This window comes from Pseudomonas sp. Seg1, assembly GCF_018326005.1.
Lineage (GTDB): Bacteria > Pseudomonadota > Gammaproteobacteria > Pseudomonadales > Pseudomonadaceae > Aquipseudomonas.
Genome location: NZ_AP021903.1, coordinates 1,866,248 through 1,885,246, shown reverse-complemented (window position 1 = coordinate 1,885,246; position 18,999 = coordinate 1,866,248). Strand labels below are relative to the sequence as shown.

18 protein-coding genes are annotated in these 18,999 nt (G+C 57.2%); 4 read left to right on the top strand and 14 right to left on the bottom strand.

What is annotated here, in order from left to right:
* The first annotated feature begins 80 nt into the window (after positions 1-80).
* The 4 genes from fliK to KI231_RS08375 all read left to right on the top strand — a co-directional run bounded on the left by fliK (position 81) and on the right by KI231_RS08375 (position 4,495).
* A complete protein-coding gene (gene fliK / locus KI231_RS08390) occupies positions 81-1,655 on the top strand; it encodes a flagellar hook-length control protein FliK (RefSeq protein WP_213027960.1) in 1,575 nt (524 codons plus the stop codon).
* Positions 1,652-1,990 (top strand): EscU/YscU/HrcU family type III secretion system export apparatus switch protein, encoded by a 339-nt coding sequence (locus KI231_RS08385; RefSeq protein ID WP_213027959.1) that lies wholly within the window; start codon positions 1,652-1,654, stop codon positions 1,988-1,990. The genes fliK and KI231_RS08385 overlap by 4 nt, the downstream gene beginning before the upstream one ends.
* 100 nt (positions 1,991-2,090) lie before the next feature.
* Positions 2,091-3,797 carry a hypothetical protein gene (locus KI231_RS08380; RefSeq protein WP_213027958.1) on the top strand — a complete coding sequence of 569 codons (1,707 nt, stop codon included), beginning with the start codon at positions 2,091-2,093 and terminating at the stop codon, positions 3,795-3,797.
* A 50-nt stretch (positions 3,798-3,847) separates the two neighbouring features.
* The gene (locus tag KI231_RS08375) at positions 3,848-4,495 is read left to right on the top strand and encodes a hypothetical protein (RefSeq protein ID WP_213027957.1); all 648 of its coding nucleotides are present in this window, start codon (positions 3,848-3,850) and stop codon (positions 4,493-4,495) included.
* A 78-nt stretch (positions 4,496-4,573) separates the two neighbouring features.
* Here KI231_RS08375 and KI231_RS08370 read toward each other — a convergent pair whose 3' ends face one another.
* The 14 genes from KI231_RS08370 to fleN form a co-directional block, all read right to left on the bottom strand.
* Positions 4,574-6,208, bottom strand: a complete 1,635-nt coding sequence (locus KI231_RS08370; protein WP_213027956.1) for a hypothetical protein — start codon at positions 6,206-6,208, stop codon at positions 4,574-4,576.
* Between the two features lie 43 nt (positions 6,209-6,251).
* Positions 6,252-7,892 carry a hypothetical protein gene (locus KI231_RS08365; RefSeq protein ID WP_213027955.1) on the bottom strand — a complete coding sequence of 547 codons (1,641 nt, stop codon included), beginning with the start codon at positions 7,890-7,892 and terminating at the stop codon, positions 6,252-6,254.
* 202 nt (positions 7,893-8,094) lie between these two features.
* The gene (locus KI231_RS08360; RefSeq protein ID WP_213027954.1) at positions 8,095-8,487 is read right to left on the bottom strand and encodes a DUF2802 domain-containing protein; all 393 of its coding nucleotides are present in this window, start codon (positions 8,485-8,487) and stop codon (positions 8,095-8,097) included.
* A gap of 1 nt (position 8,488) precedes the next feature.
* The gene (locus KI231_RS08355) at positions 8,489-8,974 is read right to left on the bottom strand and encodes a chemotaxis protein CheW (protein ID WP_025111919.1); all 486 of its coding nucleotides are present in this window, start codon (positions 8,972-8,974) and stop codon (positions 8,489-8,491) included.
* Positions 8,975-9,047: 73 nt separating this feature from the next.
* Complete coding sequence (locus KI231_RS08350) at positions 9,048-9,992, bottom strand: CheW domain-containing protein (RefSeq protein ID WP_213027953.1); 945 nt, start codon at positions 9,990-9,992, stop codon at positions 9,048-9,050.
* Positions 9,993-9,994: 2 nt separating this feature from the next.
* Positions 9,995-10,783: a ParA family protein gene (locus KI231_RS08345; protein ID WP_116033258.1), complete on the bottom strand. Its 789-nt coding sequence runs from the start codon at positions 10,781-10,783 to the stop codon at positions 9,995-9,997.
* A 43-nt stretch (positions 10,784-10,826) separates the two neighbouring features.
* Positions 10,827-11,717: a flagellar motor protein MotD gene (gene motD, locus KI231_RS08340; protein ID WP_064120990.1), complete on the bottom strand. Its 891-nt coding sequence runs from the start codon at positions 11,715-11,717 to the stop codon at positions 10,827-10,829.
* Positions 11,718-11,732: 15 nt separating this feature from the next.
* A complete protein-coding gene (locus KI231_RS08335) occupies positions 11,733-12,473 on the bottom strand; it encodes a flagellar motor protein (RefSeq protein ID WP_095190692.1) in 741 nt (246 codons plus the stop codon).
* Positions 12,473-13,609 (bottom strand): protein-glutamate methylesterase/protein-glutamine glutaminase, encoded by a 1,137-nt coding sequence (locus tag KI231_RS08330; RefSeq protein ID WP_103306837.1) that lies wholly within the window; start codon positions 13,607-13,609, stop codon positions 12,473-12,475. Before KI231_RS08330 ends, KI231_RS08335 begins: the two co-directional genes overlap by 1 nt.
* A gap of 49 nt (positions 13,610-13,658) precedes the next feature.
* Entirely contained in the window at positions 13,659-15,926 is a 2,268-nt protein-coding gene (locus KI231_RS08325) for a chemotaxis protein CheA (RefSeq protein ID WP_213027952.1), read from the bottom strand.
* A gap of 54 nt (positions 15,927-15,980) precedes the next feature.
* A complete protein-coding gene (locus KI231_RS08320; RefSeq protein ID WP_027613919.1) occupies positions 15,981-16,769 on the bottom strand; it encodes a protein phosphatase CheZ in 789 nt (262 codons plus the stop codon).
* 17 nt (positions 16,770-16,786) lie between these two features.
* The gene (locus tag KI231_RS08315) at positions 16,787-17,158 is read right to left on the bottom strand and encodes a chemotaxis response regulator CheY (RefSeq protein WP_024012118.1); all 372 of its coding nucleotides are present in this window, start codon (positions 17,156-17,158) and stop codon (positions 16,787-16,789) included.
* Between the two features lie 166 nt (positions 17,159-17,324).
* Complete coding sequence (gene fliA, locus KI231_RS08310) at positions 17,325-18,065, bottom strand: RNA polymerase sigma factor FliA (RefSeq protein ID WP_003222919.1); 741 nt, start codon at positions 18,063-18,065, stop codon at positions 17,325-17,327.
* The gene (gene fleN / locus KI231_RS08305; protein ID WP_003222917.1) at positions 18,062-18,892 is read right to left on the bottom strand and encodes a flagellar synthesis regulator FleN; all 831 of its coding nucleotides are present in this window, start codon (positions 18,890-18,892) and stop codon (positions 18,062-18,064) included. The genes fliA and fleN overlap by 4 nt, the downstream gene beginning before the upstream one ends.
* Between the last annotated feature and the right edge of the window lie 107 nt (positions 18,893-18,999).

Sequence of the window (18,999 nt, the reverse complement as noted above, 5' to 3'; positions counted from 1 at the left end):
GAACGAAGCGCAAGACGGGCGGCATTATACATGTCGTGCCTTACTCTCAAGAGTGCAATTTCCTCAGGTTGTGTCCGCGTATGACAGGCGAAATGAACATCCTCCCGCTCCCGCCCACCACCCCGGCGACCGCTCGCCCGCAGGTGGGTGAGCTGCTCAAGCTGCTGACGCCGGTTGAAGGCTTGATCGGCGCCGGGCAGAGCGCCAAGGCCGAGGTGTTGTCGCTCAAACAGGCGGATCAGACGTTTCAATTATTGCTGAAGGTGACGCTGGACAGCGGGCGGCAGACCACCGTGCAAGCGACCAGCAATCTGCCATTGCCGCAAGGCACCAGCCTGGCGATCACCCAGCCGTCGGCAGGCAATCTGGCGATCACTGTGCAACAGGCGATTGCCAGCAGTGTCGCCACCCTCACCCGCATCGACACCGCGCAACTGCCGGTCGGTACTTTGTTGCAAGGCAAGGTGCTGACCTCGCAGGTCGTTGCGCAGCCACCGGGTCAAGCGACGGTGTTCCGCTCGATGGTCAGCCTGCTCAATACCGCGTTGAGCGGCAGTACCCTGAGCATCGACAGCCCGCAACCGCTGCGTATCGGCACCCTGCTCTCGGCGCTGGTGGAAGATTCGCAAACCCTGAAATTCCTGCCGCTGAGCAGCCGTCAGGAGCAACTGGCGGTGAGCCAGCAACTGGTCGGCCAGCAGAGTCGCCAGGCATCGCTCAGCGGTTTATTGAATGCGCTGCAAAACCTGCCGGCCGATACCGATCAAACGTCGGCAGATCTGCGCGCAGCGGTCGACAAACTGCTGGCCGGCCTGCCTGACGTACAACAGCTGAGCACGCCGAAGGGTCTGGCAATGGCGCTGGCCAACAGCGGCATGTTTCTCGAAGCCAAACTGCTGACCGGGCAAAACCCGACGCTGGCCCCGGACATGAAAGCCGATCTGCTCAAGTTGATCGCGCAACTCACACCCGGCCTGCCCGGCAACACCAATCTGAATGCGATCATTGCCGCCAACACCTTGGCGCAGGCCATGCCGAGTTTCGTACGCAACGCCCTCGGCATGCTCGGTCAAGTCAGTGCCAAACCGCTGCCAAACAGTTTCCCGCTGCCCGACCGACTGCTGCAAAGCCAGGACGGCGAAGGTGATCTGGAACATTTGCTGCGCCTCGCCGCCGCCGCTGTTTCCCGGCTGCAAAGCCATCAGTTATCGAGCCTGGAACAGACCGGCGTCACCGATGACGGGCGCCTGCTCAGCACCTGGCAACTGGAAATTCCCATGCGTAACCTGCAGGACATCGTGCCGTTGCAGGTCAAGTTCCAGCGCGAAGAAGCGCCGGAGAAAGAGCCGCAACCGAATGAGCGTCGCGACGAACGCGAGCCCAAACAACAATTGTGGCGCGTCGATCTGGTGTTCGACATGGAACCGCTGGGGCCGATGCAGATTCAGGCGCAATTGATTGCCGGCAGCCTGTCGAGTCAGCTCTGGGCCGAACGGCCGTACACCGCCGACCTGATCGAAAACAACCTGTTCGCTCTGCGCCAGCGCCTGCTCGATCGCGGGCTGAACGTCGGCGATCTGGACTGCCACCACGGCACCCCGCCGCAAGGCAACCAAACCCGCCTCGACCACCGCTGGGTTGACGAAACCGCATGAATGACACCACCGCCCCACGCCAGGCCATCGCCCTCAAATACGACGGCAACCACGCCCCGACCCTCACCGCCAAGGGTGACGAGGAACTGGCCGAAGAAATCCTGCGGATCGCCCGCGAGTGTGAAGTGCCGATCTACGAGAACGCCGAACTGGTGCGCCTGTTGGCGCGCATGGAACTGGGCGACAGCATTCCCGAAGAGCTGTATCGCACCATCGCCGAGATCATCGCGTTTGCGTGGAATCTGAAGGGGAAATTCCCCGAGGGACAGGATCCGGATGCGCCGATGGTCGAGAAGGACATCACCGATCAGGGTGCAGACTACCGATACACGTGACCATCCGTCGGGACTGTCAGATCTGACAGTTGGCGAATTGCACTGAATTTGGCCAGATCATTCCTGGAAGCCGCATCGCGCTTTTTTTCAGGAGAATCCAATGACAACGCAATCGAAACCCGGCTCAGATAATGCGATTCAAGCCCTGCGACCTGTCGATATTTCGGGCTTTGTGCAACCAGTCGAGGGTGAGGAGCTGTACGACGGTGGCGTGGGAATCAATGCCTTCGAGCGAGGCCTGCGTATAAACATCTCCCCTTGGCAAATGAAGTTGGGGGATGAATGCAGATTGTACTGGCAGAACGTTGCCTCACCGATCAGGCTGGAAGTCATCGACTCCGATGACAAACTCAACAAAGAAGTTGTATTCAACCTGAGCGGCCAGGAAGTCCTCGACGGCTCCGCACTGGTTTTTTATACCGTGGGAGCTAGACACCAGACACCGGAAGACTCAGCAAAGCTGAAGGTGCTGGTCAAACGCACCTATCCTGGCGGCCAACTTGACCAGCCAGAACCTGCTGGGCACCCGAACCTGCGCTATCGATTCATTCCCGATGTCGCGAACGGCATTGATCAAGGCATGGTCGATAACGGCATCCGCTTGCGGGTTCTGCCTTACCCCAATATGACGATCTACGACAAAATAGTCGCGCGGTGGGGAGTATCTGAGAAAGCGACTTTCTATCCCGTCACTCAACGCAACATTGACGATCCTATCAATCATCCGGTCGAAGTTTTCTTCAGCAAGGCCTTGATCGAGCGAGCAGGACGAGGCATTCACTCTGTCACCTTTCAGGTTATCGATCGCTGCGGCAACTTTCCGCACCCTTCTGCGCCTTGGGCGATTGCGACCGAAGTCAGCGTAAACCTGGGAGACACCTCCCCTCTTCTGCCACCTGAAGTCACAGGCGAACAATCCGGCTCCATCGACCCGGCCTTTCTGACAAACCTCGTCGTCAGGGTTCCCAAGAGCGGATTGCACCTCAATGACCTCGTCAGTGTTGACTGGCAGGGACGCATTGCCCGATCAACCCCCGCAAAGAACTACACCGGTGGAGAAACCCTTGACTTTGCCATTCCACTCGATTGGGCGAGAGAAAGCGATCAAAGCACAGTCACTATCACTTACAAGGTGCGCAACAGAACTTCCCAGCCCAAATCTGTAAACGTGAAAACCACCATTGAGCTAAAGATTCCATTGGTTCTAGAAGCTTACGGTGATGCTCGCGATCGATTGAAGATGGCTGACATCTATGAAGCGAGACATGTAACGATTCGCGTCCAACCCTATGTGGGCATGGCGGTCGGGCAAACCATTCGAGCCCGCTGGGACAATGCCCGGCATCGCTGCGACAGCGAAATAACCACGGTCACAGCCGTCGGCCCAATGGATTTTCTCGTGCCACGCATGGAAGTTGTGGACTCCATCGGGAGTATCGTCCCCGTCTCCTTCAAGGTGCGTACCTTTCCGAAAGGACCTCTACATCGCTCTATCCCCCTGCGACTCACGGTTGATGCTCAAGACTTCGCTCTTCCTCCGCCACGCCTCACGCCGGATCAGACCACCGTCACTGTTCGTTATCCGCAAATGGCGAGCGGCCAGATAGCGCGTGTACGCCTGGCAGGAGTAGTGACCCGCAGGACCGCATGGAAGCAAATGAAAACCGGTATCACAGCCGAGTTTACGATCCCGGCCAGTTGGATAGAAGAAAACAAAGGCAAGACTGTCTTGATCAATTACAGCGTTAATCGATCCTCACCAGGCGAGTTGAGCCAGTTCTCTCAGGTATTGAGAGTCGCGCTCTAACCCGCGCAGATCGTTGCCCGCGTATTAATATCTCGAATGGAGTTGAAAAGATGAGCACTGAACTTACAACATTCAATCTTGTTCCACCGAAAGTCCTCGAGGCCTATGGCGCTGATGGTAAACGTTTGAATTTCAATGACGTCTACGCCAGCACTCACATCAACGTGCGGGTGCCGCATTACGTTGGCATGCTCAGAGGCCATAGAGTGCGAGTGCGTTGGACAAACGGCCACTATAAGTACGACACGGAAATACTGGACGTCGGCAATCCGGCGCCGTTGAACTTCATCATCCCTCGTCTTGAAGTCATTGATTCAATTGGTCGGCTTGTCACCGTCAACTACAGCGTTCGCCTCACACCAGAAACACCGTTGATCATCTCAAAATCGCTGTCGCTCACTATCGACCCGCAAGATTTCGATCTGGTTGAGCCAAGACTCTCCAGCGACAGAAAAAGAGTGACCGTCAAGTTCTTGAACATGGCACCCGGCTATACCGTCAAGGTCAGATGGCACGGTGTGGTAGTGCGCGAGACAGAAACAAAGCCGATTCAAAGCAGCTCTTCAGTGGCTTTCGATATACCTGCGAACTGGGTAACAGAGAACGCTGGCAAAACTGTAATCGTCAACTACACCGTTTACCGGGTCGGTTCGAATGCCAATCTGATGTTTTCCCGCTTGTTGCGTGTCACTTTATGAGTAAATGGTAGAAATAAAAAAGGCACACGATACTGAGTTACAGCATCCTGTGCCTTTACGTAAACAACGCCTACCCCACTAAATACCGGAAACAGTGACCGATTGCTCCTCAGGATGAAAACTGAATGTCGCCACATCACCCGCAAAGGTGAGCCGTATCACTGGCAAATAATTTAAAGTCTGCTCAAAATAATCCTCCTGCATGAATTTTGCGCCGGCGAGCGCTGTTGCCGGGTTAGCAGAAGCAACATAAATAAAGGCCTCCAGGGGTAATTTTTCCGGTATTCCTGCAGGCCATGCCGCCATTACGATTTCATTTGTATAGTTCAAATCAACAGGGTATTCGAAGTTATTTCGACCTTGTAAAAAAATTGTAAATTGGTCCTTTCCCGGCCCCAAACTGCACTGATGTTGAAATCTATCTCCTATTTGTGTCTTCGAATGATAATGACTTTTCCACTCAGCCAAAGTCAACTTCCCTAATTCCTCACAAGGGCCGCTATCATCTGGAAACCGAACATGCGGCCCACATGATTTTTCCCGATAAGTACTCGTCGCCCCATCCCCCGGAAACTCACATCGCACCGTGATAGGCTGTGAGTTTGACTTGATTGCGAAATCCATACTCTTGAACGTAAATCCGACTGCCTCGGAAATATACAACCCCTTCATCTTTAGATCTTTTCTAAGGTAGGAAAATGAAATCCCGTCCCGCGCGATAGAGTTACTACTGGGGTCCCAGGCGTGGTAATTGGTAGTCGCCTTTGTCGTCCTGATCATTATCCCGTTGCAAAAATATGCTGGCCTACCAGAACAATCATTTGAAACGTTGGCGAAGCGGGCATTCATTTGTTCGGCAACTACCTCGCCATACTTCTGATCCTCAGCAGAAAAAACAAAGACATTCCTGTCTGGCGCAGCCAGATTCAACTTGACGATAGGGACGTACAGAGAAGTTGCAAGGTAGTACTCGCGCTGAAACTTTTGCGCATCGGCCACTTTGGCGGGCGTCGAAGCATCGTAGAACACAGCTTCGACGGGTAGAGTTTCAGGCTTGCTCTCATCCCACGTCTTCAACAGGACTTCCATCGGCTTGGCCGTCCACGCAGCGCCCATTAGCGTGTGTGCTTCAAGACTGGCCTTGAATTGCGCCGCCACCACCGTACTTAGCGAACACTGATTCCTGGGAAGGGACTGATTTTCCAAGAAGTTCCGCAGCCATGCCGACGTCGTAACAGGCGAGCCCGACAATTTTGCACAATTGGCCAGATCGGGCTCCGCTTGTGCCGCTCCAGGTGCAAACCCACAACCGTGATCTGCCCGAAGATTGAGTGACTCGGTCGGAAAAGGGAAAATACACCGCAGACTCAAAGCCTTTCCCGCTGCCAATGCCGACGTCTGGTCTTTCAAAATGAAGCCGCTTTTCCTGTTGCCGTTCAGCGTCGTACTGCCGATATCTGAACGGACATAAGTAAAAGCAACCGAGCCCAACTTTGTCGCCTGCGAGCCGTAATCCCAAAATTTAAAAAACGTACTGTAATCCACTGCCCGCAGGAGAACTCCAGAACAATAGTACGCAGGCGTTCCGTTCGAGCATTGAGCAACTGTACTGAAATATCTCGCATTTAAATCGGTTACCATGGCCTGACCAGACATGGCATTAACATTAGCATTCACAGCCACTACTAAAATCAAAAAAATTAACAATCTCATACTGATCTCCCCGCAATAAAGATCGCAGCGCTATTTACGCGACCTATTTCCAGACATCTGACTGCTCAGACGCATGATAACTAAATGCCTCTGACTTACCATCAACCAAGGTGACACGTATGACAGGCAATAAATTGCCTGTCACATTGAAGTAGTCTTTCTGAGCATACTTGGCACCCTCTATACCCACCTCAAGGGTCTGCTTGTGCAGATAGAAAAATGCGGCTATCGGCAATTGTTCTGGAATGCCTCTAGGCCAAGTCTTCAACATGACTTCGTTATGATAAGGACGCTCTTCTTCTGGCCGCTCAAAATTGTTACGTGCTTCTAGACTCAGAGCAAACTCATCCTTGTCACCAGTAAAACTGCACTGATTTCTGTTTCTCTGCGAAAAGTAGCCTGAACCACCGACAGATCGGTAATGCACCTTCCAACTATCCAATGTTGTAACACCGACTTCCAGGCAGGTACGACTGGTTACTGGATAAAATGTGTTTGGACCACACCCTCCATCCGTAGGTCGACTGTACGTATTAGCGTCAGATGGATAAGAGCAAAGCAAAGGAGTGGGATATGAGCCTAAGCGTTCTGCTGTATCAAAGTCCTTGAAAATGAAACCTTGCGTCTCATTGTAGACGAGGATTTCTGTACCCAAGTCTTTTCGCAAATAAGAGAATGAAACTCCGCCCGTTTTTATAGAGTTATCACTTGGGTCCCAGGCATGATATGCCGGCTTGGTTCCCGTGACCCTCAAAAGCACACCACTGCAATAATAAGCTGCCCAACCATTACACTCTTTTGTCACATTGGAATACTTAATGTTCAAGCGCTCAGCGACCGCTTCCCCATAACGCTGATCATCAGTGGCGTAACTAAAGACTTCTTTATTCGCATCCGTCAGGTTCAATCTGACGATTGGCACATAAATAGATGTCTCCAGATAGTATTCTCGCTGAAACTTCCGCGCATCTTCCACTTTGGCGGGAGTTGAGGCATCGTAGAACACAGCTTCGACGGGTAGTTTTTCAGGCTTGCTCTCATCCCACGTCTTCACCAGGACTTCCATCGGCTTGGCCGTCCACGCAGCGCCCATTAGCGTGTGTGCTTCAAGACTGGCCTTGAATTGCGCCGCCACCACCGTACTTAGCGAACACTGATTCCTGGGAAGGGACTGATTTTCCAAGAAGTTCCGCAGCCATGCCGACGTCGTAACAGGCGAGCCCGACAATTTTGCACAATTGGCCAGATCGGGCTCCGCTTGTGCCGCTCCAGGTGCAAACCCACAACCGTGATCTGCCCGAAGATTGAGTGACTCGGTCGGAAAAGGGAAAATACACCGCAGACTCAAAGCCTTTCCCGCTGCCAATGCCGACGTCTGGTCTTTCAAAATGAAGCCGCTTTTCCTGTTGCCGTTCAGCGTCGTACTGCCGATATCTGAACGGACATAAGTAAAAGCAACCGAGCCCAACTTTGTCGCCTGCGAGCCGTAATCCCAAAATTTAAAAAACGTACTGTAATCCACTGCCCGCAGGAGAACTCCAGAACAATAGTACGCAGGCGTTCCGTTCGAGCATTGAGCAACTGTACTGAAATATCTCGCATTTAAATCGGTTACCAAGGCCTGACCAGACATGGCATTGACACTGGCGGCAAGTAGCATTGTTAAAAACAGTAATAGTCTCATGCCCATACTCAAGATGATTTTGAAATCATCTTGAGTATGTTGAATGTCAAAGAACGCTAGCTACTGTCAGATCTGACAGTCCCGACAAACGGTATTTTTCGTCTAAAAGCAAAAAATCGCAGCCTTTGGCAGCTCTTACAGGAAATGCGAATTCCAATGTAAGAGCTGCCGAAGGCTGCGATCTTTTGATCTGGTTTTAGCTTCAGCTTCTGTGCAACTTACGCATCAACTCCGCCTCAGCCTGGGTCAAACCGCAGGACTGAGTCAGTTCATCAACGCTCGCGCCCATCCCCACCAGTTTCGCCGCTTGGGCGAACGACAGGCTCGATGGATCGCGCTGCTCCAGCGCAACAATCTTGTCAGGCAACGGCCCGACGACCGCGCGCAACTCGTGCAGGGCTTCGCCCATGCGCACGTTGCCGTTCTGGTAGTCGTCAACGCGTTTGGCCAGGTCCTTGATGCGCTGATCACGCAGCGCATCGCCATGAGCCTGTTGCGCGGCAATCACTTTTTGCGCCTTGATGTACGACACAAACATCGCCAGCGTCCCTGCCCAGAAAAGGAACAGGACAATAACCGCAACCTCGAGAATCAAATCAGATGCTCTCCAGTTCCGACCATTCTTCTTCGCTCATCATCTTGTCCAGCTCGACCAGGATCAGCAACTCGTTGTTCTTGTTGCACACGCCCTGGATGAACTTGGCCGACTCTTCGTTACCGACGTTCGGTGCGGTCTCGATTTCCGACTGACGCAGGTAAACCACTTCAGCCACGCTGTCGACCATGATCCCGACCACTTGCTTGTCGGCTTCGATGATGACGATACGGGTGTTGTCGCTGATCTCGCCGGTGCTCAGGCCGAAGCGCTGACGGGTGTCGATCACGGTGACAACGTTACCGCGCAGGTTGATGATGCCCAGCACGTAACTTGGCGCACCCGGTACCGGCGCGATCTCGGTGTAGCGCAGGACTTCCTGAACGCGCATCACGTTGATGCCGTAGGTTTCGTTGTCCAGCTTGAAGGTCACCCATTGCAGGATCGGATCTTCGGAACCCTTTGCCGCCGTCGCCTTGTCGTTCATACCCTAGCCCCTCGAAGTACCGCGCCTGGCGGTTTATGTTTCGTTTCCGGCATATCGATGCCGGTACTGTCTGTTATGTCGGTTTGTGGTTCGGCTTACTGCCGGACATGTGTTTTGCCCCGCCGCTGGCGATTAACTCGGCCAGTGCGGCGACATCGAGCAAGGCGCACATGTGTTCAATCACCGTGCCGGCGAGCCATGGCCGCTGACCTCGATGACTTCTCCATTTGATTTCATTCGGATCAAGACGCAACGAACGACTGACCTGATGCACCGCCAGGCCCCACTCGTAACCTTGTACCGAAATCACGTACTGCAAGCCCTGACGGAAGTCATCGCGATAGCGATCCGGCATGACCCAGCGCGCGGTGTCCAGAACTTTCAGGTTGCCGGCCTGGCTCGGCAAGATGCCGAGGAACCATTCCGGCTGGCCGAACAGCGGCGTCAGTTCATGACCGGCCAGCGAATAGATCGAGCCGAGGCACACCAGCGGCACCGCCAACGTCAGCCCGGCCACGTCGAACAGCAGGCATTCGAACGCTTCGGAGGCCCAGGCTGGACGGCCGTCGGTTTCCACGGGCGGTGGCGTATTGCTCGGCGGCAAATGCACTTCCACCAGCGGCGGCACCAGCGTCTGTTCGACGGGTTCGGGCACGACTGGCGCAGGCTCGGCCACGACCGGTTCTGGCGTGGTTTTCAGAAGCTGGGTTTGCAGCAGTGGCGCCAATGTCGAAACGGGGGCGCGAACCGGCGCTGCCTCTTCGATCAACATCACCGGCGCCTTGGCCGCTGGAGCAACGGCGGGGGCAGCAACCGGCTTCACAGCCTGCTGCGCATCACGCGCCTGCTCTTCCAGCACCGCGGCCTGGAATTCATCCAGCGCCGCCGCACTTTCCACCTCTTCAGGTTCCGCTACGAATGCCGCTGGCAACTCGTCAGGAATCTCCTGCAACAAGCCATCCAGATACGACTGCAAGGCCAACTGCGGCTTCGACGTCAACTTAAGCGGCCGATTCATGCTCAAGCCACCTGCGGAACAAGTTGTTGCGCCAACAGATGCTTGAGCAGCGCGCGGTAGGCCAGCACGCCACGGCTCTTGCCGTCGAATTGCGAAGGTGTGACACCGGCACGGCTGGCGTCGCGCAGACGCGTATCGACCGGGATGTAACCCTGCCAGATCTCCTCGGGGAATTTGTCACGCAGCACGCGCAAGGTATGCATCGATGCCTGTGTACGGCGATCGAACAGGGTCGGCACGATGCTGAACGGCAGCGCCTGTTTGCGCGAGCGGTTGATCATCGCCAGGGTGTTGACCATCCGCTCCAGGCCTTTGACGGCCAGGTGTTCGGTCTGCACCGGGATCACCAGTTGCTGGCTGGCCGCGAGGGCGTTGACCATCAGCACGCCGAGCAACGGCGGGCTGTCGATGACGGCGTAATCGAAGTCCTGCCACAGCTGCGCCAGACTCTTGGCGATCACCAGACCCAAGCCACTCTGCCCCGGCGACTGGCGCTCAAGGGTGGCCAGAGCGGTGCTCGACGGCAGCAGGGAAATGCGTTCGTCGCTGGTCGACAACAGCAACTGCCCGGGCAAGCCTTGCGGCACAGTGCCCTTGTGCAGAAACAGGTCGTAGTTGCTGTGTTCCAGGCTGTCGGGGTCGTAGCCGAAATAGCTGGTCATCGAGCCGTGCGGGTCGAGATCGACCACAACCACGCGCTTGCCCGCCTCCGCCAGTAAACCGGCTAAAGCGATGGAAGAAGTGGTTTTACCAACACCACCCTTTTGATTGGCGACTGCCCAGACTCTCATTCAGTTCGTTCCTCCCGGTCGAGATGCTCGACCGAGACATGGCTCAGCGTGTTAATGCGGGTGACGGAGAATTGACGGCACTCTCGCGTCCCGGCGTCTTGACCGGGGTCGGTGCAGTTTGTGTGCCAGCACGCTTGAGTGCGGCGTCCGGTTGCGCGTTGGCGGTTCCGGTGCCCGTGAGGCTGCGGCGCACATCGAGGTTGCGCGACACCACCAGCACCACCCGACGGTTTTTCGCCCGGCCTTCGGCCGTGGCGTTGTTGGCCACTGGCTGGAACTCGCCGTAGCCCACCGAGGCCAGACGACCAGGGTTCACGCCCTGCATCGCCAGCATGCGCACGATGCTCGCCGAACGCGCCGAGGACAGCTCCCAGTTGGTCGGGTACTGCGCGGTGCGGATCGGTTGATCGTCGGTGAAGCCTTCAACGTGGATCGGGTTGTCGAACGGTTTGAGGATCGCCGCAACCTTGTCGATGATGTTGAACGCGATGTCGCTGGGCATGGCGTCGCCGCTGCCGAACAACAGGCTGGAGTTGAGTTCGATTTCGACCCACAACTCGTTGCCACGCACGGTCATCTGATTGGAGCTGATCAGATCGCCGAACGCTGCACTGATGTCATCGGCAATGCTCTTCAGCGGATCGCTGGCGCCGGCGATACCGGCGTCGACCTGCTCGGCATCCTTGACCAGCGGCTTGGCCGGGGTCACGGTCTTCGGTCGTTCTTCGCCGATCGGGATCGGTTTGAGTGAGCGATCGGAGTCGGTAAAGACGCCGATCAGCGCTTCGGAAATAACCTTGTACTTGCCTTCGTTTATCGACGAGATCGAGTACATGACCACGAAGAAAGCGAACAGCAGCGTGATGAAGTCGGCGTAGGACACGAGCCAGCGCTCGTGGTTAACGTGTTCTTCCTGATGCCTGCGACGAGCCATAGTCCATTACCCCCATCAATCCATGAAGCCCTGAAGCTTCAACTCGATAGAGCGCGGGTTTTCACCTTCGGCGATCGACAAGATACCTTCCAACAACATTTCGCGATAACGCGACTGTCGCAACGCGATTGACTTCAGTTTGGCCGCGACCGGCAACAGGATCAGGTTGGCACTGGCCACGCCGTAGATGGTCGCGACGAACGCCACGGCGATGCCGCTGCCCAATTGCGTCGGGTCGGCGAGGTTGCCCATCACATGAATCAGGCCCATCACCGCACCGATGATGCCGATGGTCGGCGCGTAGCCGCCCATGCTTTCAAAGACTTTCGCCGCTTCGATGTCGCGGGCTTCCTGGGTGTAGAAATCCACTTCAAGGATGCTGCGGATCGCTTCCGGCTCGGCGCCGTCGACCAGCAGTTGCAGGCCCTTGCGCGAGTAGCTGTCGGGTTCGGCATCGGCCACGCCTTCCAGACCGAGCAAACCTTCCTTGCGTGCGGTGAGGCTCCAGTTGACCACGCGGTCGATGCCGCCGGCCAGGTCCACTCGCGGCGGAAAGAAGATCCAGGCGAGGATCTGCATCGCGCGTTTGAACGCGCTCATCGGCGATTGCAGCAGCGCGGCACCGATGGTGCCGCCCAGTACAATCAGTGCCGCCGGGCCGTTGGCCAGCGCACCGAGGTGACCACCTTCAAGGTAGTTGCCGCCGATGATGGCGACAAACGCCATGATGATCCCGATAAGGCTTAGAACATCCATCAGATACACGCCTCGACGATGTGCTTGCCGATGTCGTCCAGACCGTACACCGCATCCGCAAGGTCGGCTTTGACAATGGCCATCGGCATGCCGTAGATCACGCAGCTGGCTTCGTCCTGTGCCCACACCGAACTGCCGCCCTGCTTGAGCAGTCGTGCGCCTTCACGACCGTCGGCGCCCATGCCGGTCAACACGACCGCCAGAACTTTGTCACCGTAGGATTTCGCCGCCGAACCGAACGTGATGTCCACGCACGGCTTGTAGTTCAGACGCTCGTCGCCCGGGAGGATTTTCACCGCGCCACGGCCGTCGATCATCATTTGCTTGCCACCCGGGGCCAGCAACGCCAGGCCCGGACGCAGGATGTCGCCATCCTCGGCTTCCTTGACACTGATGCGGCAGAGCTTGTCCAGACGTTCAGCGAAGGCCTTGGTGAACGCTGCCGGCATGTGCTGGATCAGCACGATCGGCGCCGGGAAGTTGGCCGGCAATTGCGTCAACACGCGTTGCAGGGCAACCGGACCGCCCGTCGAGGTACCGATGGCAACCAGTTTGTAGGCTTTGCGTTTCGGTGCCGGCGACGAAGCGCTGGCAGCCGGCGCGCGCGTTGGCGCTGGCGCAGGTGCCGGACGTACCGGGGCGCTGGTGCTGTGGCTGCTGAAGCTCGATGCCGCCGGAGCAGGCGTCGGTGCAGGCGCAGCTACCGGAGCCGGCGCGCTGTAGGCACTGAAACGACGGTTACTGCGCGAGATGCTATGGACCTTCTCGCACAGCAGTTGCTTGACCTTCTCCGGGTTACGCGAGATGTCTTCAAAATTCTTCGGCAGGAAATCCACCGCACCGGCATCCAGCGCATCGAGGGTTACCCGAGCGCCTTCATGGGTCAGCGAGGAGAACATCAACACCGGGGTCGGGCAGCGCTGCATGATGTGCCGCACGGCCGTGATGCCGTCCATCATCGGCATCTCGTAGTCCATGGTGATCACGTCTGGCTTGAGGGCCAGGGCCTGATCAATCGCCTCTTTACCGTTGGTGGCCGTACCGACCACCTGGATGCTCGGATCCGCTGAAAGAATTTCCGAGACGCGGCGGCGGAAAAAACCCGAATCGTCCACCACCAGGACTTTGACTGCCATAAACACTCCATTAGGCGCAGCGGGACGTTGTCGCCCCGCCGCCCCGGATTCAAATACGCCGTGCGGCGTAACGCTTGAGCATGCTTGGAACATCGAGAATCAGTGCAATGCGGCCGTCACCGGTGATGGTGGCGCCGGACATGCCCGGAGTCCCTTGCAGCATTTTGCCCAATGGCTTGATGACCACTTCTTCCTGGCCAACCAGTTGATCGACGACGAAGCCGATCCGCTGAGTGCCCACCGACAGGATCACCACATGGCCTTCGCGCTGTTCTTCATGAGCGGCGGAGCTGACCAGCCAGCGCTTGAGGTAGAACAAAGGCAAGGCCTTGTCCCGCACGATCACCACTTCCTGGCCGTCCACGACGTTGGTGGTCGACAGGTCGAGGTGGAAGATTTCGTTGACGTTGACCAACGGGAACGCAAACGCCTGATTGCCGAGCATGACCATCAGGGTCGGCATGATCGCGAGGGTCAGCGGCACCTTGATGACGATCTTCGAGCCCTGGCCCTTGGTCGAGTAGATATTGATCGAACCGTTGAGCTGGGAAATCTTGGTCTTCACAACGTCCATGCCGACACCACGGCCGGACACGTCGGAGATCTCGGTCTTGGTCGAGAAACCCGGGGCGAAAATCAGGTTGTAGCACTCGGTATCGCTCAGGCGATCGGCCGCGTCCTTGTCCATCACGCCGCGTTTTACCGCGATCGAACGCAGGACGTTCGGGTCCATGCCTTTGCCGTCATCGGAGATCGACAGCAGGATGTGGTCGCCTTCCTGTTCGGCGGCCAGCACCACGCGACCACCACGGGCCTTGCCCGACGCTTCGCGTTCTTCCGGCGACTCGATACCGTGGTCGACGGCGTTGCGCACCAAGTGGACCAGCGGGTCGGCCAGAGCCTCGACAAGGTTTTTGTCGAGGTCGGTTTCTTCACCCACCAGCTCCAGATTGATCTCTTTCTTCAGCTGACGCGCGAGGTCGCGAACCAGACGCGGGAAGCGCCCGAAGACCTTCTTGATCGGCTGCATCCGGGTCTTCATCACCGCGGTCTGCAAGTCAGCCGTGACCACGTCGAGGTTCGACACGGCCTTTTGCATGGCTTCGTCGCCGCTGTTGAGACCCAGGCGCACCAGGCGGTTACGCACCAGTACCAGCTCGCCGACCATGTTCATGATTTCGTCGAGACGTGCGGTGTCGACCCGCACGGTGGTCTCGGCTTCGCTCGCCGGTTTTTCCGGTGGCGGTGCAGCGGCAGCACGGGCCGGAGCCGGTGCAGCAGCGGCAGCCGGTTTTGGCGCTTCGGCTTTCGGTTCAGGCTTGGCGGCAGGCTTCGGCGCAGCAGCAGCGGCCGGTGCTTTCGCAGGCGGCGTGGCGACTGTCGAAGCGGAGCCGGCAGCAGCGGCGCCGACTTCAGTGAACTTGCCTTTACCGTGCAATTCGTCGAGCAGCGATTCGAATTCGTGATCGCTGATCAGATCGCTACCGGCAGCGGCGGCCGCCGGTGCGGCAGGCGCAGGGGCCGAGGCAATCGCCGACTCCAGCGCTTCGACGGCGAAGTTGCCTTTGCCGTGCAACTGATCGAGCAGTGCTTCGAATTCGTCGTCGGTGATGTCCGAGCTGTCGCCTGCTGCCGGCGCTGCAGGTTTGGCCGCCGCCGGCGCGACTGCGTCAGCTGCAAATTGACCTTTACCGTGCAACTGATCGAGCAGTGATTCGAACTCGGCGTCAGTGATTTCATCGCTGGCTGCCTCTTCGGCAGTTTGCGCAGGCGCAGCCGCCGCCGGGGCTTCGGCTTCGGCCTTGACGGCGTTCAGCGAGTCCAGCAGCTGTTCAAATTCGTTATCGGTGATGTCGCCCGAATCGCCTTCGACGACCAGTTCTTCGATCATCTCGGCCACTGGCGAAGCCGGGGCTTGATCCGCCGATTGCGGCTCGGCCAGACGCGCCAGCGCTGCCAGCAGTTCCGGCGTGGCGGCGGTGATCGGTGCACGCTCGCGGACTTCGCTGAACATGCTGTTCACCGCGTCCAGTGCTTCGAGGACAACGTCCATCAGTTCTGCATCAACGCGACGCTCACCCTTACGCAGGATGTCGAACACGTTTTCGGCGATGTGACAGCACTCCACCAGCTCGTTGAGCTGAAGGAAGCCGGCGCCCCCTTTTACAGTGTGGAAACCGCGAAAAATTGCGTTGAGCAAATCTGCGTCATCCGGACGGCTTTCCAGCTCGACCAGTTGCTCGGACAGTTGCTCAAGAATCTCGCCGGCCTCAACCAGGAAATCCTGAAGGATCTCTTCATCGGCGCCGAAGCTCATTAATGGGGTGCTCCTACAGGTCTAAAAACCCAAAAAACCTAAAATTCCAAAACTCTAGAATCCGAGGCTGGATAACAAATCGTCCACATCGTCCTGACCGGACACAACGTCTTCTCGTTTATCGGCATGAATCTGCGGACCTTCACCCTGCGAGAGATGTTTTTGTGGATCTTTTTCTGCAAGCATCGCTGCACGGTCATGTTCGATGCCCGCAAAGCGGTCGACCTGACTGGCCATGAGCACAAGTTTGAGCAAATTGCTTTCGACTTCGGTGACCAGTTGGGTCACACGCTTGATCACTTGACCGGTAAGGTCCTGGTAATCCTGAGCCAGCAGGATGTCGTTCAGATTGCTCGACACCGCACGGTTGTCCGTGCTGCTGCGTGACAGAAAACCGTCGACCCGGCGCGCCAGTTCGCGGAACTCTTCAGCTCCGACTTCACGACGCATGAAACGCCCCCAGTCGGTACTCAAGGCCTGGGCTTCTTCAGCCAGACCATTGACCACCGGCGTGGCGCTTTCCACCAGATCCATGGTGCGGTTGGCCGCGGCTTCTGTCAGCTTGACCACATAGCCCAGGCGTTCGGTGGCGTCGGTGATTTGCGACACTTCCTCAGCCTGCGGCATGTGCGGATCGATCTGGAAGTTGACGATCGCACTGTGCAGTTCACGTGTGAGCTTGCCGACTTCCTGATACAGGCCACGGTCACGGGTCTGATTGAGCTCATGGATCAGTTGCACAGCGTCGCCGAACCTGCCTTTTTCAAGGCTCTCGACCAGTTCGACCGCGTGTTTTTTCAGGGTCGACTCGAAATCGCCCTGTGAAGATTCGTTATGCTCCATAGCTCCCCCGCGCGTCATCAGCCGATGCGTTCGAAAATCTTCTCGATTTTGTCTTTCAACGCCTGAGCCGTGAAAGGTTTGACCACGTAGCCGTTCACACCGGCCTGAGCGGCCTCGATGATTTGCTCGCGCTTGGCTTCAGCGGTCACCATCAGCACGGGCAGATGCTTGAGTTTTTCATCGGCACGCACGTGGCGCAGCAGGTCGATACCGGTCATGCCCGGCATGTTCCAGTCTGTTACCAGAAAGTCGATGCTGCCGCTGTTGAGCACCGGAATGGCGGTAGTGCCATCGTCGGCCTCGACGGTGTTGGTGAACCCAAGATCGCGCAGCAGGTTCTTGATGATCCGCCGCATCGTTGAGAAGTCATCAACGATGAGGATTTTCATGTCTTTGTTCAATTCGACCTCCAAGCAGTCTTAAACGCGCCCAGCACCTGGGCGCGCCACTTCAATCAATCGGCGCAGCACTCGAAGACTGTCTGGAGCACAACAGAGCAAGACCGGTGCCGTTCATCACTGCACCAGCCTCGTTCGCAGTGTCCCCACACTGCCTTCAGCGCGCTCGCCACTCCCCCAAACGCCCCCGCAAACGGGCCGCGCACTGGCTGTGTAACTGGCTGACCCGCGATTCACTGACGCCAAGGACTTCACCGATCTCCTTGAGGTTCAGCTCTTCGTCGTAGTACAGCGCCAACACCAGTCGCTCACGCTCCGGCAAATTGGCAATCGCGTCCGCCAGCGCCGCCTGGAAGCGTTCATCTTCCAGATCGCGTGACGGCTCAAGATGAGCACTGGCGCCATCCTCGTGCAGCCCTTCGTGTTCGCCGTCCTGCAAGAGGTCGTCGAAACTGAACAAGCGACTGCCCAGGGTGTCATTCAAAATCCCGTAGTAATCGTCGAGACTCAATTGGAGTTCGGCCGCAACCTCGTGATCTTTAGCATCACGGCCGGTTTTAGCTTCAATTGCCCGAATTGCGTCGCTGACCATACGGGTGTTGCGGTGAACCGAGCGTGGCGCCCAGTCCCCTTTGCGCACTTCGTCGAGCATCGCGCCGCGGATTCGAATGCCCGCGTACGTTTCGAAACTGGCGCCTTTACTGGCGTCGTATTTGGTCGAGACTTCGAGCAGGCCAATCATCCCGGCCTGAATCAGATCCTCGACCTGCACACTCGCCGGCAATCGCGCCAGCAGGTGGTAGGCGATGCGTTTGACCAGTGGCGCGTAACGCTCGATCAACTCGTACTGCGCGTCACGTGCCGACTTCTTGTAGTAGTTCATACCGCTGGCGGTCATAACACAGGCCCTGCCGTTTGCTGCACGAGGCGCTCGACGAAAAACTCAAGGTGGCCGCGCGGGTTGGCAGGCAGTGGCCAGGTATCGACCTTCTGCGCGATCGCCTTGAACGCCAGCGCGCACTTGGAACGCGGGAAAGCTTCATAGACCGCTCGCTGCTTCTGCACTGCCTTGCGCACGCTTTCGTCGTAGGGCACGGCGCCGACGTATTGTAGGGCCACATCAAGGAAGCGATCCGTGACCTTGGTCAACTTGGCGAACAGGTTGCGACCTTCTTGCGGGCTCTGCGCCATGTTGGCGAGGACGCGGAAGCGGTTCATGCCGTAATCGCGGTTGAGCAGTTTGATCAGTGCGTAGGCATCAGTGATCGAGGTCGGCTCGTCGCAAACCACCAGCAACACTTCCTGGGCTGCGCGAACAAAACTGACTACCGAGTCACCAATACCCGCAGCGGTGTCGATCACCAGTACATCGAGATTGTCGCCGATGTCACTGAAGGCCTGAATCAGACCGGCATGTTGCGCCGGGCTCAGGTGAACCATGCTTTGGGTGCCGGACGCGGCCGGCACGATGCGGATCCCGCCGGGACCCTGCAACAGCACGTCGCGCAATTCGCAGCGGCCTTCGATCACGTCGGCCAGGGTACGTTTGGGCGTCAGGCCCAGCAGAACGTCGACGTTCGCCAGCCCCAGATCGGCGTCCAGCAGCATGACCCGACGGCCAAGCTCTGCCAGCGCCAGAGACAAGTTCACTGACACGTTAGTCTTGCCGACGCCACCTTTGCCGCCGGTCACCGCGATCACCTGTACGGGATGCATGCTGCCCATGTTATTTCTTTACCTTGTCTTGCATAGACGGAGGCCACATTACTGGCTGCGCGTTCACAACCGGAACAATGCATGGCAGACCATCGATGTAGGTACAAAAACTGTTC

What these genes read in the sequence shown, in the direction of transcription:
- fliK (WP_213027960.1), top strand. Translation starts at nt 81, where the DNA reads ATGACAGGCGAAATGAACATCCTCCCGCTCCCGCCCACCACCCCGGCG.
- KI231_RS08385 (WP_213027959.1), top strand. Translation starts at nt 1,652, where the DNA reads ATGAATGACACCACCGCCCCACGCCAGGCCATCGCCCTCAAATACGAC.
- KI231_RS08380 (WP_213027958.1), top strand. Translation starts at nt 2,091, where the DNA reads ATGACAACGCAATCGAAACCCGGCTCAGATAATGCGATTCAAGCCCTG.
- KI231_RS08375 (WP_213027957.1), top strand. Translation starts at nt 3,848, where the DNA reads ATGAGCACTGAACTTACAACATTCAATCTTGTTCCACCGAAAGTCCTC.
- KI231_RS08370 (WP_213027956.1), bottom strand. Translation starts at nt 6,208, where the DNA reads ATGAGATTGTTAATTTTTTTGATTTTAGTAGTGGCTGTGAATGCTAAT.
- KI231_RS08365 (WP_213027955.1), bottom strand. Translation starts at nt 7,892, where the DNA reads ATGAGACTATTACTGTTTTTAACAATGCTACTTGCCGCCAGTGTCAAT.
- KI231_RS08355 (WP_025111919.1), bottom strand. Translation starts at nt 8,974, where the DNA reads ATGAACGACAAGGCGACGGCGGCAAAGGGTTCCGAAGATCCGATCCTG.
- KI231_RS08350 (WP_213027953.1), bottom strand. Translation starts at nt 9,992, where the DNA reads ATGAATCGGCCGCTTAAGTTGACGTCGAAGCCGCAGTTGGCCTTGCAG.
- KI231_RS08345 (WP_116033258.1), bottom strand. Translation starts at nt 10,783, where the DNA reads ATGAGAGTCTGGGCAGTCGCCAATCAAAAGGGTGGTGTTGGTAAAACC.
- motD (WP_064120990.1), bottom strand. Translation starts at nt 11,717, where the DNA reads ATGGCTCGTCGCAGGCATCAGGAAGAACACGTTAACCACGAGCGCTGG.
- KI231_RS08335 (WP_095190692.1), bottom strand. Translation starts at nt 12,473, where the DNA reads ATGGATGTTCTAAGCCTTATCGGGATCATCATGGCGTTTGTCGCCATC.
- KI231_RS08330 (WP_103306837.1), bottom strand. Translation starts at nt 13,609, where the DNA reads ATGGCAGTCAAAGTCCTGGTGGTGGACGATTCGGGTTTTTTCCGCCGC.
- KI231_RS08325 (WP_213027952.1), bottom strand. Translation starts at nt 15,926, where the DNA reads ATGAGCTTCGGCGCCGATGAAGAGATCCTTCAGGATTTCCTGGTTGAG.
- KI231_RS08320 (WP_027613919.1), bottom strand. Translation starts at nt 16,769, where the DNA reads ATGGAGCATAACGAATCTTCACAGGGCGATTTCGAGTCGACCCTGAAA.
- KI231_RS08315 (WP_024012118.1), bottom strand. Translation starts at nt 17,158, where the DNA reads ATGAAAATCCTCATCGTTGATGACTTCTCAACGATGCGGCGGATCATC.
- fliA (WP_003222919.1), bottom strand. Translation starts at nt 18,065, where the DNA reads ATGACCGCCAGCGGTATGAACTACTACAAGAAGTCGGCACGTGACGCG.
- fleN (WP_003222917.1), bottom strand. Translation starts at nt 18,892, where the DNA reads ATGGGCAGCATGCATCCCGTACAGGTGATCGCGGTGACCGGCGGCAAA.